The sequence below is a fragment of the Mycolicibacterium boenickei genome (assembly GCF_010731295.1).
Classification (GTDB): Bacteria; Actinomycetota; Actinomycetes; order Mycobacteriales; family Mycobacteriaceae; genus Mycobacterium; species Mycobacterium boenickei.
In genome coordinates, this window is the sequence record NZ_AP022579.1 from 2,447,085 (window position 1) to 2,462,409 (window position 15,325).

General features: G+C 65.0%; 18 protein-coding genes and 1 tRNA gene. 9 read left to right on the forward strand and 10 right to left on the reverse strand.

Annotated elements, in window-relative coordinates; translation table 11 throughout:
* Window positions 1-488: 488 nt before the first annotated feature.
* Complete coding sequence (locus tag G6N57_RS11620) at window positions 489-1,661, forward strand: Cmx/CmrA family chloramphenicol efflux MFS transporter (protein ID WP_077740539.1); 1,173 nt, start codon at window positions 489-491, stop codon at window positions 1,659-1,661.
* On the opposite strand, the gene G6N57_RS11625 is transcribed toward G6N57_RS11620, so the two are convergent.
* From G6N57_RS11625 to G6N57_RS11640, 4 genes are all read right to left on the reverse strand, one after another.
* Window positions 1,624-2,496, reverse strand: a complete 873-nt coding sequence (locus tag G6N57_RS11625) for a winged helix-turn-helix transcriptional regulator (protein ID WP_077741902.1) — start codon at window positions 2,494-2,496, stop codon at window positions 1,624-1,626. The genes G6N57_RS11620 and G6N57_RS11625 overlap by 38 nt on opposite strands.
* A gap of 34 nt (window positions 2,497-2,530) precedes the next feature.
* Window positions 2,531-3,982, reverse strand: coding sequence for a carotenoid oxygenase family protein (locus tag G6N57_RS11630; RefSeq protein WP_077740540.1), 1,452 nt, complete (start codon window positions 3,980-3,982; stop codon window positions 2,531-2,533).
* Complete coding sequence (locus G6N57_RS11635; protein ID WP_077740541.1) at window positions 3,979-5,193, reverse strand: acetyl-CoA acetyltransferase; 1,215 nt, start codon at window positions 5,191-5,193, stop codon at window positions 3,979-3,981. Before G6N57_RS11635 ends, G6N57_RS11630 begins: the two co-directional genes overlap by 4 nt.
* Before the next feature lie 113 nt (window positions 5,194-5,306).
* Complete coding sequence (locus tag G6N57_RS11640; RefSeq protein WP_036447756.1) at window positions 5,307-5,534, reverse strand: hypothetical protein; 228 nt, start codon at window positions 5,532-5,534, stop codon at window positions 5,307-5,309.
* Window positions 5,535-5,847: 313 nt separating this feature from the next.
* Between G6N57_RS11640 and G6N57_RS11645 the strand changes: the two genes are divergently transcribed.
* A complete protein-coding gene (locus tag G6N57_RS11645; protein ID WP_077740542.1) occupies window positions 5,848-6,666 on the forward strand; it encodes a mycofactocin-coupled SDR family oxidoreductase in 819 nt (272 codons plus the stop codon).
* A 55-nt stretch (window positions 6,667-6,721) separates the two neighbouring features.
* Here G6N57_RS11645 and G6N57_RS11650 read toward each other — a convergent pair whose 3' ends face one another.
* On the reverse strand, window positions 6,722-7,435 hold the full coding sequence (locus tag G6N57_RS11650; RefSeq protein ID WP_077740543.1) for a DUF1326 domain-containing protein: 714 nt from the start codon (window positions 7,433-7,435) through the stop codon (window positions 6,722-6,724).
* A gap of 104 nt (window positions 7,436-7,539) precedes the next feature.
* Here G6N57_RS11650 and G6N57_RS11655 point away from each other — a divergent pair, with 104 nt between their 5' ends.
* Window positions 7,540-7,968 carry a rhodanese-like domain-containing protein gene (locus G6N57_RS11655; protein ID WP_077740544.1) on the forward strand — a complete coding sequence of 143 codons (429 nt, stop codon included), beginning with the start codon at window positions 7,540-7,542 and terminating at the stop codon, window positions 7,966-7,968.
* Window positions 7,969-7,985: 17 nt separating this feature from the next.
* Here G6N57_RS11655 and G6N57_RS11660 read toward each other — a convergent pair whose 3' ends face one another.
* The 4 genes from G6N57_RS11660 to G6N57_RS11675 form a co-directional block, all read right to left on the reverse strand.
* A complete protein-coding gene (locus G6N57_RS11660) occupies window positions 7,986-8,510 on the reverse strand; it encodes a hypothetical protein (RefSeq protein WP_077740545.1) in 525 nt (174 codons plus the stop codon).
* Complete coding sequence (locus G6N57_RS11665; RefSeq protein WP_077740546.1) at window positions 8,497-9,438, reverse strand: oxidoreductase; 942 nt, start codon at window positions 9,436-9,438, stop codon at window positions 8,497-8,499. The genes G6N57_RS11660 and G6N57_RS11665 overlap by 14 nt, the downstream gene beginning before the upstream one ends.
* A 189-nt stretch (window positions 9,439-9,627) precedes the next feature.
* Window positions 9,628-9,700: transfer RNA gene (locus G6N57_RS11670), tRNA-Arg, on the reverse strand.
* 166 nt (window positions 9,701-9,866) lie between these two features.
* The gene (locus G6N57_RS11675) at window positions 9,867-10,541 is read right to left on the reverse strand and encodes a TetR/AcrR family transcriptional regulator (protein WP_077741903.1); all 675 of its coding nucleotides are present in this window, start codon (window positions 10,539-10,541) and stop codon (window positions 9,867-9,869) included.
* Window positions 10,542-10,793: 252 nt separating this feature from the next.
* Here G6N57_RS11675 and G6N57_RS11680 point away from each other — a divergent pair, with 252 nt between their 5' ends.
* Genes G6N57_RS11680 through G6N57_RS11695 form a run of 4 tightly spaced genes read left to right on the forward strand, consistent with a single transcriptional unit; the run spans window position 10,794 to window position 13,214 of the window.
* Window positions 10,794-11,522 (forward strand): hypothetical protein, encoded by a 729-nt coding sequence (locus G6N57_RS11680; RefSeq protein ID WP_077740547.1) that lies wholly within the window; start codon window positions 10,794-10,796, stop codon window positions 11,520-11,522.
* Entirely contained in the window at window positions 11,519-12,325 is an 807-nt protein-coding gene (locus G6N57_RS11685) for a hypothetical protein (protein ID WP_097926217.1), read from the forward strand. The genes G6N57_RS11680 and G6N57_RS11685 overlap by 4 nt, the downstream gene beginning before the upstream one ends.
* Window positions 12,322-12,930, forward strand: coding sequence for a cytochrome c oxidase subunit 3 family protein (locus tag G6N57_RS11690; RefSeq protein ID WP_077740548.1), 609 nt, complete (start codon window positions 12,322-12,324; stop codon window positions 12,928-12,930). Before G6N57_RS11685 ends, G6N57_RS11690 begins: the two co-directional genes overlap by 4 nt.
* Window positions 12,931-12,935: 5 nt before the next feature.
* Complete coding sequence (locus tag G6N57_RS11695; RefSeq protein WP_077741905.1) at window positions 12,936-13,214, forward strand: cytochrome C oxidase subunit IV family protein; 279 nt, start codon at window positions 12,936-12,938, stop codon at window positions 13,212-13,214.
* Between the two features lie 139 nt (window positions 13,215-13,353).
* Here G6N57_RS11695 and G6N57_RS11700 read toward each other — a convergent pair whose 3' ends face one another.
* Window positions 13,354-14,205, reverse strand: a complete 852-nt coding sequence (locus tag G6N57_RS11700) for a DAPG hydrolase family protein (protein ID WP_077740549.1) — start codon at window positions 14,203-14,205, stop codon at window positions 13,354-13,356.
* Window positions 14,206-14,423: 218 nt separating this feature from the next.
* Between G6N57_RS11700 and G6N57_RS11705 the strand changes: the two genes are divergently transcribed.
* Together G6N57_RS11705 and G6N57_RS32205 are read left to right on the forward strand one after the other, a co-directional pair.
* On the forward strand, window positions 14,424-15,143 hold the full coding sequence (locus G6N57_RS11705; protein WP_077740550.1) for an IclR family transcriptional regulator: 720 nt from the start codon (window positions 14,424-14,426) through the stop codon (window positions 15,141-15,143).
* A gap of 53 nt (window positions 15,144-15,196) precedes the next feature.
* Window positions 15,197-15,322, forward strand: a complete 126-nt coding sequence (locus G6N57_RS32205) for a hypothetical protein (protein WP_268951032.1) — start codon at window positions 15,197-15,199, stop codon at window positions 15,320-15,322.
* The last annotated feature ends 3 nt before the right edge of the window (window positions 15,323-15,325 follow it).

The window sequence follows — 15,325 nt, forward strand, 5'->3', positions numbered from 1 at the left end:
CTGGCAGGCAGCCAATCACTGTGCAACGCCGATATTAGCACTCGGCAAGGGAGAGTGCCAGAATCTGAAGGTCGAATTTTTGAACGATTTCCGCATGTCACCGGTGCGCAGCCGGATACGCAGAGTCAACTGGCGTAGCCGATCCAGGCGCGAAGTAGCCGGCCGCGCCGCGGCCTAGATGGGGAATGCGGCAGCCATCCAGGGGGCTGCCGATCGCGGTTCCCAGAGTCTGTCGCAGGCGCACCGGCGGTGTTGGGAGTGGCAGCTAGCAACCTCAACCACGGGAGTGCTTAGGCAATTTCAGTTGCCATTGCGCCCTGGGCGTTGAGTAAGGTGGCGGCATGTCGAGCCCGGAAGCGCACGAGTTGGGGGCTGTCGGTCACACCGTCAGCCCCCGCAACCCCTGACTTTCTTCGGTCCTTCCGCGCCTGGGTGCTGACCGTGGTGACGAGACGTGTCCTGTTCGTTCTCTCGCCTCGGAGTCCTCGATGCCTCTTGCTCTGTACCTGCTTGCCCTGGCGGTTTTCGCCATGGGTACTTCGGAATTCATGCTCGCCGGACTCGTTCCGGACATTGCCGCCGACCTCGGCGTCACGGTCGGCGCGGCCGGCGGACTGACCTCCGCATTCGCGATCGGCATGGTCGTCGGCGCACCGTCCATGGCTGCGCTCGCGCGTCGCTGGCCACCGCGGGCCGGCCTGCTCGGCTGTGTGGTCGCCTTCGCGTTGTGTCACGTCGTCGGTGCGATGACGCCGAACTTCATCGTCCTCTTCGTCACTCGCGTGATCGCGGCACTCGCCAACGCCGGCTTCTTGGCGGTGGCGCTGAGCACGGCAGCCACACTCGTCGCATCGGACCGGAAGGGACGGGCGCTGGCGATCCTGCTCGGCGGAACCACAGCCGCCACGATCGCGGGCGTTCCGGGAGGTGCGATGCTCGGTGCGGTGTTGGGATGGCGGGCGACGTTCTGGACGGTCGCCTTGCTGTGCGTGCCCGCTGCTCTGGGCATTCTGCGCGGGATTTCGGCACCGTCGGAAGTGGATCCGGGACGTGTGCCTGATTCCCCTTCGCTCCGTGAGGAATTGGCCCAGCTCAGATCGCCGGCGCTGGGATCAGCCATGCTGCTGGCCGCCCTGGTCAACGCGGGCACGTTCGCCACCTTCACCTTTTTGGCACCGATCGTCACCGATAGCGCGGGCCTGGGAGAGCTGTGGGTGCCGGGGGTCCTGGTGCTGTTCGGGTTTGGGTCATTCCTCGGTGTCACCATCGCGGGAAGGTTCTCCGACGACCGTCCCCGACTGATCGTGGCGGTGGGCGGTCCGCTGCTGCTCGTCGGCTGGATTGCGCTGGCAGCATTGGCAACCCATCCTGCGGCGGTGCTGATCCTGGTGTTCTGCCAAGGGGTGTCCGCCTTTGCCGTGGGGAGCACGCTCATCGCCCGGGTGCTCTACGCGGCGTCGAGTGCGCCGACCATGGGCGGTTCCTACGCCACGGCGGCACTCAACATCGGGGCCACCTGCGGACCGCTGCTGGCCGCCGCATCGCTCGCCGGCCCGGCCGGCACCCTGGGCCCGGTGTGGATGAGCGTCGCACTCACCGGCGCTGCGATGTTGGCGGCTGTGCTCATGGCCGTTCGACAACGGACACTGTTGGCCCGCTGAGTCGGTCACCGCACCGATCGCACCTCAGCACCGGGGCAAAGGCGTGGCCCCGGCGCGAGTGGGTGAGGATCACCGCGGGACCTTCGGCAGACGGAAACGATCGCTGCGCCCACGCCAGTGCCGTCAGCAGCACGGGTAGGAACGCCGATCCTTTCGGAGTCAGCCGGTACTCGGGGTCGCCGTCGGAGGTGGTGAGAATCTCGTTGTCCCGGAACGTCTGTAGGCGGTCGGCGAGCGATGCCGGCGGGGCGGCCAGCACCCGTTGAAACTCGGAGAACCGGGACGTGCCGGTGAACGCCGCCACCAGGATCGCGAACGCCCAGCGGTTGCCCAGCACGCTCATGGTCTGGGGAAAGAGGCCGGACGGGGAGTCGCGCCGGTCATCGGCGGACCGGCGCCGGGTCGTCACCGCGGGCAGTGACCGCGACCAGCCTCCGCTCGGTCCCCACCGGGCCGTCACGTCGCCGGCCACAGTGGGCTCCCGGCAAGTGCCACAAGTGAGCACGGGACTGAAATCCGCGCCGCAGCCCAGGTGCCGCATCGCGGGTAGTGGCTCCCGGTGCTCCAGGACCCATTGGCGTTCCCACTCCCAGATCGACACCAGTACCGGCCACAGTGCCCGGCCCCGCGCCGTGGTCAGGTATTCGTCGCGCGGCGGGCGTTCCTGATACCGGTTGCGTTGCAGCAGACCGCCTTCGGTCAGGGTACCCAGGCGGCGGATCAGCACCGAGTTGGAGATCGGCAGCCGGGCCGTGAACTGCCCGTAGCGGGTGGCGCCCAAGAGCGCCTGTTGCATCACGAGCAGCGTCCACTCATCGCCGACGTGCGCCAGCATCTGCCCGACGGCGTTGGTGCCGCCGGCCGGTGTGTCAATCACGCACCAACCATCGGCGCAGCTGGTCACCCGGTGCCCAGGTGGCGTGGGTGCCGCTGGAAACCCGTTCCGGCAGCACGAGTTTGCACACCGGTCCGTCTGGGACCCGGGCGGCGTCGAACACCAGGCAGTAGGACGCGTCGTCGTTCATGTCGGTGGTGATGGTCACCAGATAGCCGTCATCCTCGGCGCGGCTACCCATCCGCGGCGCCATCGCGGTTTCGCTGCCGTATACCCCGTCCTCGAAGGCGTATCGCTGTTCGGATCCGGTGCGAAGGTCGTGGCGGACCAGTCCGTCGAACAGGAACCAGCCCGGCTTGCCTGTGGCGGCATAGGCGTAGCGGTAGTCGCGCCCGGCGTAGCCGGGATTGATCATGCCGAATTCGGTGATGCTGTCGGACAATTGCTCCTCGCGGGTCTGGCCGGTGACGAGGTTGAACCGCCAGCGGTGCAGCCTGGTCTGCATCTTGTCCAGCGCCAGGGCGGGTGCCGCATGGCCCTGGAAGAATCCGTCGAGCACGATCTCGTCGCCGTCTTCGTAGGCGTTGGTGAAGTGCAGGACGTAGGTGGTGTCGGCCTCGAACCACTTGACGTCGGCGGCCGTGCCGCGGCGGGGGAGCACCGCGAAGCGGGATGGCATGTCGCGGTGCAGCTTCGGCAGGTGCACGTTCTTCTCGAGGAAGGCGGCATCCCAGAACAGCGGAAAGTCGTTGAGGATCACGTAGTTCTCGGTGAACGCCATGTCGTGGGGCAGCCGGGGTCCGGGCAGTTCCACGTCGACGTAGTGCACCAGCTTGTTGTCGGCGTCGACCACGCCGTAGTGCATGTACGGCGCCTGCTTGCTGTAGTTGAAGAACAGCAGTTCGCCGGTGGCGTCGTCGGCCTTGGGATGCGCTGACACCCCCCATTCGGCGGGGAAGGCCCCACCCCAGTCCTCCTTGCCGAGGGTGTCGCCGGTGTAGGGGTCGACGCGATACAGGTCGCCGCACTGGTAGAAGCTGGTGAGCGCGATCCCGCGGTGCACAGTCACGTCGGTGCTGGAGGCGTCCTTCATCAGTGTGCGGGCGCCCCAGCCGTGGTCGCGCCGGGCCAGTTCGATGGGCTCGGCGATACCGGGCCACAACGGGCCGCCGGCCTCGTTCTCGGCCAGGAAGCCATCCGTGCGGATGAACCTGTTGCGGTAGAACGCTTTTCCGTCGCGGAACCCGACGATGTGCAGCATCCCGTCCCCGTCGAAGGGGTGATAGGTCTGGAACGCCGGATGCAGCGGATTCTCGGTGTTGCGTAGGTAGACTCCGTCGAGGTCGGATGGGATCTCGCCGTCGATGACCCGCAGATCGTCGGCGTCGAACTCGGTCGTCTGCGGGCGCCACGCCCCGGTGCGGTAGGGGTGGGTGTCGTCCTCGGGCAGCGTGGACAGGAACTTGGTCACGATCTCGGTGTTCATGCGCTGAGGCCTCTCACGACGAAGCTGACGGTGGTGGCGGTGCTGCCACCAAAGTTCAAGGTGCCGAAGGTGTTTGCGCCGTCGACCTGGTAGGGCCCGGCAGTCGCGCTGACTTGCTTGGCCGCGTCGAGCAGCATCCGCACCCCGGATGCACCGACCGGGTGCCCGCCTCCGATCAGCCCTCCGCTGGGGTTGATCGGCAGCCGCCCGCCGATCTCGATCTCGCCGTTCTCGATGGCCTTCCAGGAATCGCCGGGGCCGGTCAGCCCGATGTGGTCGATGGCCAGGTACTCGCTGGGGGTGAAGCAGTCGTGGACCTCGAACCCGTCGAGATCGTCCAGACTTACCCCGGCACGGCCAAAGGCATCGAGCACGGCATGGCGTACGTGCGGCAGCAGGTACGGATCTTCGGCACTCTGGTCGAGCTTCTGGCGCAGGCCCAGGCCGACCGTGCGGTGGCCCCAGCCGTCGATGCGCGCGATCGGCCGGGCGCCGGGGTGCGCCTCCAGATAGGAGTCGCTGACCAGCACCAGGCCCGCCCCGCCGTCGGTCATCTGACTGCAGTCGAAACGGCGCAGCCGGCCTTCCACCACCGGATTGGTTTCGTCGTCGTCCTCGATCGGATCGGGCACCGTCCACTCGCGGGTCTGGGCGTTGGGATTGGCCCGGGCATTGCGGAAGTTCAGGGCGGCGATGGCGCGGAGATGTGCGGCATCCAGGCCGTAGCGCTGGTCATAGGCGTCGGCGACCTCGGAGAACATCGATGGCCAGACGTACTTGGCCTGCTCGGCTTCATGGCCGGTCCAGGCCGCGGCGCCGAGGTGGGCGGCAGCGGTATCGCCGGGCACCGTCTTCTCCAGCTCCACCCCGATGACCAGGGCGCTGTCGTAGGCGCCGGAGCGCAGGTCGGCGATGGCCGCGAGGACCGCGATGCTGCCCGACGCGCACGCGGCCTCGTGGCGGGAGGCCGGGGTGCCCCACAGGCCGGGATGCACGGTGGCCGGCATGGCTCCCAGGTGCCCCTGACCGGCGAACAGCTCACCGAAGGCGTTTGCGACGTGGACGACCCCGATGCCTGGGGCGTCGAGTTGCGCGCTGTTCAGGGTGTGGTCGACGACCTCGCGGCTGAGCTCGGCGAAGTCGACGCGCTCGCGGGCCAGATTGCGGGCGAAATTGCTCTGGTAACCGCCGAGAATCCAGACGCCTTCCATGGCGGTGACGTTACTACAACTAAGAGAGTGACTCGAGGCCCAAAAGCAAGTAACGCCGTGGCAGAAATCCGTACTCGGATTCCCGCCACGGCGTTACCCGTGGTTAGTTCGGCTTAGTCGTCGTGACCGTGGCCGTGCCCGCGACCGTGCCAGCCGTTGTCCCAGCCGTTCCAGCGGCCCCAGCCGGGACCCTCGACACAGGCCTGGACGTAGCCGTACGGTCCGGTCGCGCAGATCTCAGGACCGGCAGAAGCCGGAGCTGCTGCCGCAACCGCCACGCCGACCGGCACCGCCAGCGTGCCCAGCCCGATTGCTGCGACCTTCTTCAGTTTCGAACGCATCTTTCTCGCCTCCGGGTTGTTAGCTGTGTACGAGCTCAAGACCCCCGTCTGTACATAACATTAGTGCATCTCATCATGTTCCTGGGAATCGCCTGGAACCTCGCCGGGCAGCGGATTTGCTCTCAGGGAGCTCTTCCCGGTCAGGCCATTGAATTCATTTGCCAAGGAAAATAAGGGTGCTGGGGAGCTTCTCGGAGTGTTGCCAGTCGGCTGCTGTGACAGCTGGGTCGGGTGGTGTGGCCAGGAGGGCCGATGAATTTTGCCCGCGCCGGGGTCTTTATACGAAGGACCGAAACTGCAGAAGGGGATATCCGTGGGCGCACTGGACGGTAAAACGGCTCTGATCACCGGAGGGGCGCGCGGACAGGGACGCGCGCATGCCACGACGTTGGCACGCGAAGGCGCCGACATCGTGGTGTGTGACATCGCGGCGCCGATCGAATCCGTCGACTATCCGATGCCCACTCCGGCCGAGCTGGAGCACACGGTAGAGGAGGTGTCCGCGCTCGGCCGGCGGTGTCTGGCGGTGACCGCCGACGTCCGCGACCTGTCGGCCATGCAGTCGGTGGTGGACACCGCGGTCGCGCGCTTCGGTGGGGTCGACGTGGTGCTGGCCAACGCCGGGATCGCCAGCAGCGAGCCGATTGCGACCATGTCCGAGCAACGGTGGCAGACCATGATCGACGTCAACCTCACCGGGGTGTTCAACACATTCCGGGCTGTGTTGCCCCACCTGATCGAGCGCCGGGCCGGACGCATCGTGGCGACCTCGTCGATCGTCGCGGGCACCGGCGCCACCAACTCCGGTCACTACGCGGCGGCCAAGGCCGGGGTGGTGGCCCTGGTGAAATCGGTGGCGTTCGAGGTCGCCGAGTACGGCATCACGGTCAACGCGGTGCTGCCGTCTGGGGTGAATACGCCGATGATCCACAACCCGGCCACCTACAAGGTGATCCGGCCGGACCTGGAGAACCCGGGTTTGGCTGACGTTGAGGAGATGTTCGCCCAGGGGCGGCCGCGGCCGGGTCTGCTTGAACCGCAAGACGTCGCCGACGCCGTGCTGTACCTGGTGTCGGACCGGGGTCGGCTGCAGACCGGGGAGTCGATGATCCTGTCGAACGGGCTGAACTGACATGCGCCGCGGTCGGGCGGAGGCTCAGCGCCTCCGCCCGACCGCGGTGTGGGCCTCAGCAGCCGCAGGTGCAGGAGGTCTGCGTCTCCCCATGCGCCTCAGTCGAGTTGGCGTCCTCGGACTCGGGACGCCAATCGAACGGGAAGTGCTTGCTCGATCCGCCACTGTGCTCATGTGACCAGTCGAATCCCACGGAGTGGTCTTCCTTGACCACGCCCCACGTCGCAACCTGGCCGGGACCGACCTCTGCACCCGGCGCGTTGGTGGTGGTGACGCGGCGATTCGGGTCAGCCGTCGGACCGGTCAGTGCCTCCACTTTGAGGTCGACCTTGCCGGGAATCTCGGCGCGCCAGTAGGCGAGGTCGTCTGCGGCCTCGAAACTGATCGGGGCGTACTCGATACCGCGCAGTTCCTCGATCAGACTGCCGAATTCGGCGGGCCAGCCGCCTTCCTTGCCGGTGAAGATGCGCTCGAGTGCGTCACGCTGAGCGCCATCGCCCTTGTCGTCGATGTAGAACATCAACTTCATCGTCGCGTTCGGGTCGCCGATCCACATGTTGCCGGCGAACTCACCGAGCGCGATCACGCTGAGACCCGTCAAATCGGTGTCGCCGTAATGTCCTTCGCGGATGTGCCACACCAGGGTGAACAAGCAATCTCCGTGCGTCGGCTCCTGGGCGAAGCTGCACGGGCAGGGCAGCTTGCAGCTGCACACGTCGAACCATTCTCCGCGCAAATGCCAATCGACCTGCGTCGACGAAGTTGTCATCGATCCTGCTCCTTCTCTTTGATACCCCTGGGGGGTATGGACACGGCGAAGGTAGCACCGGTGCTGCCTGGTGCGCAAGTACCCCCAGGGGGTATCGTTCGGGCATGTTGAAGCGAATGTGTGTCGGAGCGTTGACGGTCGCTGCCGCGGTGTCGCTGGCGGCGTGCGGTGCCTCGGCCGCCCCGCCGCCCGCGAGCTCCGGTGCGGTGAGCGTTACCGGCCATCGACTGCTCGATCCCGACGAATTCGCCGCCGCCATAGGAGAATCCGACACGCTGACCATCAACGTCCACGTGCCGTACGAAGGCGACATCCCCGGCACCGACCTGTCGATTCCGTTCGATCGAATCGCCGAACAATCCAGCCGCTTGCCCGCCGATCGTGGCGCCACGATCGCGGTCTACTGCCGAAGCGGGCCGATGAGTACCACTGCCGCCGAGACGCTGAAATCGCTGGGCTACACCGATGTGGTCGAACTCGAGGGCGGGATGAAAGCCTGGCGGGCGAGTGGTCGTCCCCTCGTCGGGAACTGAGCGTCGGGCAGCTGGACTCAGTCGGTGGACAGGGTGAGCAGACGACGCAGGATCCACACGACCCGCGCCAGCGACGCGAGGGCCGCGATGGCTGCGCCGATGATGGTCGCCTGCAACCGCCAGTAACCGGTATCGAGATTGGCGTCGGTCATCAGGCCGACAATCGCCACTGTGAACAACGCGAACAGGGTGGGCAGCGCCGAGATGAACGCCGTACCCACCCGGCGTTTGTCGTCGGTGGGTAAGAGCTTGTCCACGGTGGTCATCGGTGCCCGCAACAGGTTCACCAGGATGGAGATGCTGGTCAGGGTGAACCCGCCCATCGTGGCGGCCACCGTGGCCAAGATCTGGTAAGCGGTACGGCGGGTGTCGTGGGGTATCTCCGTCAGAGCCCATGGCAGCCAACCGGCCCGGCCCAGCGCCAGCCAGACTCCGACTCCAATCAAGGCCAGCGCCCAGTCCGCCCACTGATGGCGAACCCAGTTGTGCTGCAGCCTTTCTCGCAGGCTGAACTGCACGACCGGGCGCTTATCCGCGTTCATCGTCGGGGATTTCTGTGAAGGTATCGGCAAACGGTGCCGGGTTGTCGGGAACCTCGGCCACGGCCGAAAACAGATACTCACGGTTGCGAGTCAGCGACTGCAACAACAGCTCTCGCGCATAGGTGGTCGACCGCTCCGGATCGTTCAACCGGTCGGCATCGACCTGGGTCTTCTCCACGAACCTGTCTTCGAGCAGGTCGACCGATTGCGGGCTGCCGCTGATCGACCCGACGACGCGCGCGCTCTCGAACTCCGACAGTGCGCCAGAACCCCGCAGGGCGTCGACCAGTTCGCGGATCCGCCGGCGGATCGCATCCTTCTGTGTCCCGGTGCCCCGACGGCCGACCGAGATCCCGATGCGGACGACGCCGTCCTGCGCGAGCGCGCGGGCGCCGTCGAGTGCCTGGACCCAGTCACCGCCCACGAGGTCCCGATTGATCCGGTCGGCCGGGATCGCCACATCCACCCGCGACACGCTCATCTCGTCGAGTGCCTGGTCGAGGTTCTGGGTGAGCACCGGCTCGATGCCCACCGCGATCTCGAGCTTGTGTTCCAGATAGTCGACCAGCCGCCGCGCCCGGGGCCCGTCACCGCTGGTCAGCATGGCAACAATGTTGCGCTCACCGAACAGGCAATACGTCGGTTCCAGCAGACCTTCATCAGGAGTCAGCCCGATCGCGCGCCGGGCGCCCGCGGCGCTGCCGATGCTGGGCAGGTTTTCCCGCCGCACCTTGTCGAGGATCAGCATCCGGTCATCACGCGTGCCGTGTGCGATCAGCAGCATCCCGTCGGAACAGCGACGGTAGCGGTTGAGGCCATCGGCCTCAGCCCGGCTGAGCTGCCGGACCACCTGCTCGGCCGGAAACTTGCCGGGCAGGGCAGCACCGTCCGGCTGCAAAAGCCGCCAGTACTGCACCGTGCGGTTCACCAGTCATCCCCCTGACGTCGATCTGGCGCTGACGTTACTGGCGTCTGCCGACAAGATCGGGGACTCGCGCGGCACCAAAGCGAGTGTCAAGGATCAACCGAAGCAGGTGTAAAGCATCAGCCGAAACACTGTCACGCGTCAACCGGAGACGAAACGTCAAGCATCACCCGACGTCATACAGTAGTTAAGTGCCCCCGGCAGGATTCGAACCTGCGACACCGGCTTTAGGAGAGCCGTGCTCTATCCCCTGAGCTACGGGGGCCGGGACCTACCGAAATAGGCGTCGGAAAAACCCATAGGGACGCCTCATGGTAGTTGGCCGAAGGCCAATCGGTGGCATCGGGTCTATCGCAGCTGGTGTTGGTTGCGGGGCACCTGATGAGCTGTGTCGGATGTGTGTGACTGGCCATCGCCGGGTGGCGGTGGGGTCATCGGTTCAACCGAGAGTCCCGATGGGGCGGGCCCGGCTGCAGGCTACGCAGGGTGCTGGTCACGAATTTCTCTAGTGCCACATCGCGTTCGGATGGGGATTCCCCGACGGTGGTGAGCAGGGCATAGACACCCAGGAGGAAGAACGCTGCGCTGTGGTGGGCGTCGACGTCGTCGTAGAGTTCCCCGCGGATACGCGCACGCTCGATCTCGGCGGCCAGTAGAAGGAAGATCGGGTGGCTGGTCCACTGTTCTCGTTCGGGCCGGGTAGGTGACAGGTACAGACCGATGACGTCGTGGAACAGGGCTGAGCCCCAGCGACTTTCGAGCGCCATCACCGAGCTGATGATCGTCGTCAGCACCGACGGCAGGTCATGGTGAGTGTCGAGGAACCGGCCCAGTTCGTCGGCGAGGCTCACCTCATCCCTTCGGATCAACTCCAGAAGCACGTGTTCCTTGGTCGGAAAATGGAAATAGAAGGTGCTGCGGGCGACGCCGGCGGCCTTGACGATCGCATTGATGTCTGCGGCGTTGGTGCCGGCACGCTGAAACTCCACGATGGCGGCGTCGAGCAGCCGGGCACGCGTCTGCCGACGCTGGGCCTCGCGCTGCGTCGCACTGTCTCGCACCCGTCCATTGTGCAGTACGAAGCTGCTTTTGCTGACGAGTGTCATTGAGATCTGGGTCGACACGATGGCCGTTTTGGCATCGGGTTCAGGCCGCGCCGAGCGCATACCGCAAGCTCAAGTGGGTATCGATCGTGGTTTCAAGTCGTGAGCTGAGCCGCGCAAGCTCGTTTTCATTGTCATCTGTCAGTGAGCGTGCTAGACCTAGGGACACCGGTGTAGTCGCCAGCTGGTGACGTCCCCGACGACGAAGGTCGCCGATTGGTCGACCGGGTTGCAGCAATCCAGACAGGCAGGACCATGGCGACAACGACATCCGTAGCGATGAACACCAGGGGGCAACGGATCCTGCTGTGGACCACCGTGCCGGCGGCGGCGCTGTTCGTGTTGGCGTTCCTGCTGTTCCCCGTGTTCTCCCCGCCGTTGTCGCCGGCGCTGACACCCGAACAGGTGGCGACGTTCTTCGCCGAGAATGTCACGGGGATACTCGGCGTTGCGATCCTGTGCAATCTCATTGCCTGCTCGCTGGTTCCGCTCTTCGCGGTGACCGCGGTGCAGATCTCCCGAACTGCCACGTCGAGCAGTGTTTTCACCTACGCCTACGTCATCTGCGTCGGAGTAGGTCTGACGGCCTTCATCCTCGCCGACTACTGCTGGGCCATGGCGGCGTTTCGACCCGAGCGCGATCCCCAGCTGATCAGCCTGCTCAACGACATGGCGTGGTTCTTCTTCATCGCGCCGGTCGGCACGATCATCGTGCAGAACCTCTGCCTGGCCGCCAGCATTTACCTGGACGCGCGGCCCGAGCCGATCTTTCCTCGCTGGGTGGCGCACTTCAACATCGCGACCGCTGTGCTGCTGGTGCCGAGCGCGTTCGCGATCCTGCACACGTCAGGACCGCTCGCGTGGAACGGCGCTCTGTCGTTCACCCTGCGGCTCAGCGTTTTTGCCGTGTACGTCGTCGTGATGTTCATCGTTCTGCTGGGCGTGGTCCAACGCCAGGGCGCAGAGCGGGAGGCTCTGGCATGACCCAGAGCGTGGCGACGACATCCCAACGCGGGACCGGGCGTTCCCCGTGGCGCGAGAGCAAGAAACTGGATCAGTGGATCGCGTTCTGGTCGGTCCCGATCTTCTTCACCCTGTTCGGTCTGGTCTTCGTTCCCTTGAGCGGGATGATGCCGCCACGATCGCCGAGCAGCCCGCAATCGCAGATCGTCGAATTCATGCAGTCTCCCAACCTGCTGATCGCCTGCGCCATCCTGACGCTGACGTTCGGCCTGGGGCCGGTGTCCAATGCGTGTTACCTCATCCAGATCAAGAGGATGTCGGTCAGCCCGGTATTTCGCTACACCCTCATGATGGGCGCGACCACCGGCACGATCGTCGGCATGCTCTTCCCGTTGTTCTGCTTCGGACTGGGAGCATTTCGCCCCGGCTACGATCCGGCGGTCCTGGCGATGCTCTATGACTTCGGCTACCTGGCGTTCATCGGCTCGCTCGGATGCTTCTGCGTGATGTGGATGGCCTTCGGGCTGGCCATCATCCTGGACGAGAACAACATCTTGCCGAAATGGCTGGGCTACTACACCGTTTGGCAGTACGTGTCAGAGTTGATCGCCGCACCCGTGTGGATCGCCAAATCGGGTCCGTTCGCCTGGAACGGAATCATGACGTTCTGGTTCGGGATGGCGCTGTTCGTGCCATGGCAATTCATCGTCTACGTCTGCATCTACCGAGCGATCAAGAACCAGCCCGACGACGAACTCGAACACTCTTGGCTGGTCGAACCGCAACAGGTCACGGCCGATCACCTGCCGAAGGCGGGCACATGACCGAGGTCTCAGAGCATTTCAGCACCGACACCGCCGACTCGCAGAATGCGGAGGTCCGCGGGCGTCTGCCCGGTGAGTCGAGCATGTGGTTCTTCGTCATCGGCGATCTGATCATCTTCGGCGTCTACTTCGTGGCTTACATGTACTACCGCGGCCAAGATCAGGGCGTATTCCTGCAAAGCCAGTCGAAGCTGAACCTCGATATCGGCATTGTCAATACCGTTGTGCTGCTGACAAGTTCGCTCTTCGTCGCGCTGGGCACTTCGGCGGCCCGGTCGGGGAAGACCGCTGACGCCTACCGGCTGTTCTGCCTGGGACTGACCTGCGGTGCGGTCTTCCCATTGCTGAAGATGTTCGAGTACGTCCCCGAGATCACGGCCGGTATGACCCCGGGGACCAACCTGTTCTTCATGTACTACTACGTGATGACGGGAATGCACCTGTGTCACGTGCTTCTCGGACTGGTGATCCTCAGCTTCGTCATCCGTTCCCTGCGTGGGTCGGCAACGCCCCGAATCGGATTCGTGGAAACCGGCGCGACGTATTGGCACATGGTCGATGTGCTGTGGCTGGTTCTGTTCGCGTTGCTCTACTTGATGAGGTGATCGGTGTGACGGCCTATCTTCGCAACCCGCTGACCTTGGTGTGGGCGCTGCTCACGGTGGTGACCGTGGCATCGTGGCTGACTGCTCGTGACGGCGGCCAGGCGCACCATCTCAACGCCACGGTCACCACAATCGTGCTGCTGATTGCGGCATTCAAAGCGCAGCTGGTGATCTGGCACTTCATGGAGGTCCGGCACGCGCCCACGTGGCTCAAGGTGACCACCCACGGATGGCTGGTCACCCTCTTCGGGCTTCTGTTGGGCCTGTACTTCGCCGCCATCTGAATCGACTGACTGCTACTGGGCTGCAACGCGTTTCGGTCAGTCGGCCGGTTTGGCTTGGGCGGAAAGGCTCGGGCCTACGAGGACCGGCCCACCTGCCCGTCCAATTGCATTGTCAGGACGACGTTCTCAGCCACGATGTTCAACGCCTCTCGGGCCCGAACTCCTGGTAGATGGCGGGCAGGAAGGTGGCGAGGTGGGTGAATTCGGTTTGGTCGTGGATGAGCTGTTCATAGGCTTGCCGCTCGCCGCTGAATCCCTCCACCTCGGTTAGTTGGGGGACACCGGGCGCGGGTGGCTGTTGGGGCTCGGCGGCATCACCGATCCAGTACCGCGAACGCAGCTCGAAGCCGTCGTCGGTGTCACGGATGAGGTGGATCATGGTGGCCAGCCGGATGTGTGAGTCCTTCATCAGGACGTTGCCACACGCGTGGCCGCTGATTCCGGCGGAGTCGAAGCGGTCGGTGTCCAATCCCCACTGCGCTGGGTCGATGAACGTGATCTCGATGTCGAGGGGATCTTGTCCGATGTATTCGTTGATGTGGTGGGTTGAGCCGACATAGCGCTGCACGTCGGAAAGTCCGGGTGCGGTTTCGGTGTCGGGGTCCGAGCGCCAGATATCGGCGTGGCACCAGGGGTGCCAGAGTGAATAACGTTCGGGTTCAAAGGAATGCCACCAGAACCACCACCGGAACATCTCTGCGGTGGCACCCGGGAACTTCACCAGGCTCGCCGTGTATCCCGTTCCATCGTCGAACCCGCAGTAGCCGGTTTCGCCGTCCAGGTAGCCCGGTTCCAGCAGCCTGTTGAGGTCCGCGGCGGACTTGCCCAGCGCCTGCCCCGGGTCCAGTGGTGCCTTCAACGCGTCGAGCACCTCGTCGGGAACGAACACGTCGGGGTTGAAGTAATTCGCATACGGCTTCTTCCGGATCCGCTCAGCATTGCTCTTCACGAGTTTCTGCGTGCCTACGGCGTAGTAGGTGATGGGGTTCACGGCCTCTCCTTGTGTCATCGGTTCGGTGTATCGGTGGTTGGCTCGGCTCGTCGGAATTGCGTCGAGGGCTATCGAATGCCCGGATGTGCCCAGCCTTTGTGGGGTTCTTGTGATTGACTCGGTCAGCTCATCAGGTTGCGGACGAGGTTGGGTGGCGGACGGAGGCCGCGACGAGTGTTTACCCTGCCGCGGTCCCGTTGCGACGAGGTAGGTGAGATGTGTCGGTTCTGACCCGAGCGACGCAGATCCTCAACGTGCTCGCGGAGACCGGTTGCGGACTCAGCGTGCGTGAACTCGCCGAAGCGACCGGGTTGCCGAAATCGACGGTCCATCGGGTCCTTCAAGAGCTCGCGGCGTGCCAGTACGTCGTCAGCAATGGCCGCGTGGATGGGTATCGACTCGGTCCTGGGGTGCTCAAACTGGGGCTGAACAGCCGCAGGCAGTTCGTCGCCCCCATGCGCCGCGCCCTGATCGCGCTGGCGCGCGCAGTCAACGAGAACGTCGACCTCGCCATCCTCAGCGGCGGTGAGATGCTGATCATCGAGCAAATCACCGCAACCAACGCCATCCCCACCATGACCGTCGTCGGCCGCACGTTCGCGCTGCACGCCAGCTCCATCGGCAAGGCGCTGCTGTCTCAGATCCCACCCGCGCAGGCGCGACAGCTGCTCGGTGACAACTTGGAAGCGTTCACCCCGAACACGATCACCGACATCGATGCTGTGCTGCGTGAGCTCATCGAGGTACGCAACACCGGTATCGCGTTCGACCGGGAAGAACACGATCTGGGGATCTGCGCCGTGGCTATCGCGCTGCCACACCCCGAGGGGATACCCCAAGCGATCACCATCGTCGCGCCGACACAGCGCTTCGTCCGGCGCGAGGCCGCCTACGTCGCCGCGCTGCGCGCACTCTCCGGGCACACCGACCCGGTGTAAGCCACCGGCCGGCCCAGGTCGCGCTGTCCTTCGCTGATGCACCGACCGAGGTTATGGCGCGATCTGGCAAACATTCCTGCGACGTCCCGTATTGCGGGACGGCGCTGGTCGTCGCGATGGTGACGCCCGGGTTGGTCGGTCGCGTGGTCTACCTGCTGTTCCGGCGCAGGCGTGAGTGACCG

Bases quoted from the DNA above. Each gene is read 5' to 3' on its own strand.
- G6N57_RS11620 (WP_077740539.1), top strand. From the start codon at position 489: ATGCCTCTTGCTCTGTACCTGCTTGCCCTGGCGGTTTTCGCCATGGGT.
- G6N57_RS11655 (WP_077740544.1), top strand. From the start codon at position 7,540: ATGTTGAAGCGAATGTGTGTCGGAGCGTTGACGGTCGCTGCCGCGGTG.
- G6N57_RS11685 (WP_097926217.1), top strand. From the start codon at position 11,519: ATGACCCAGAGCGTGGCGACGACATCCCAACGCGGGACCGGGCGTTCC.
- G6N57_RS11690 (WP_077740548.1), top strand. From the start codon at position 12,322: ATGACCGAGGTCTCAGAGCATTTCAGCACCGACACCGCCGACTCGCAG.
- G6N57_RS11625 (WP_077741902.1), bottom strand. From the start codon at position 2,496: ATGCTGGCGCACGTCGGCGATGAGTGGACGCTGCTCGTGATGCAACAG.
- G6N57_RS32205 (WP_268951032.1), top strand. From the start codon at position 15,197: ATGGCGCGATCTGGCAAACATTCCTGCGACGTCCCGTATTGCGGGACG.
- G6N57_RS11660 (WP_077740545.1), bottom strand. From the start codon at position 8,510: ATGAACGCGGATAAGCGCCCGGTCGTGCAGTTCAGCCTGCGAGAAAGG.
- G6N57_RS11680 (WP_077740547.1), top strand. From the start codon at position 10,794: ATGGCGACAACGACATCCGTAGCGATGAACACCAGGGGGCAACGGATC.
- G6N57_RS11650 (WP_077740543.1), bottom strand. From the start codon at position 7,435: ATGACAACTTCGTCGACGCAGGTCGATTGGCATTTGCGCGGAGAATGG.
- G6N57_RS11635 (WP_077740541.1), bottom strand. From the start codon at position 5,193: ATGGAAGGCGTCTGGATTCTCGGCGGTTACCAGAGCAATTTCGCCCGC.
- G6N57_RS11675 (WP_077741903.1), bottom strand. From the start codon at position 10,541: ATGACACTCGTCAGCAAAAGCAGCTTCGTACTGCACAATGGACGGGTG.
- G6N57_RS11630 (WP_077740540.1), bottom strand. From the start codon at position 3,982: ATGAACACCGAGATCGTGACCAAGTTCCTGTCCACGCTGCCCGAGGAC.
- G6N57_RS11640 (WP_036447756.1), bottom strand. From the start codon at position 5,534: ATGCGTTCGAAACTGAAGAAGGTCGCAGCAATCGGGCTGGGCACGCTG.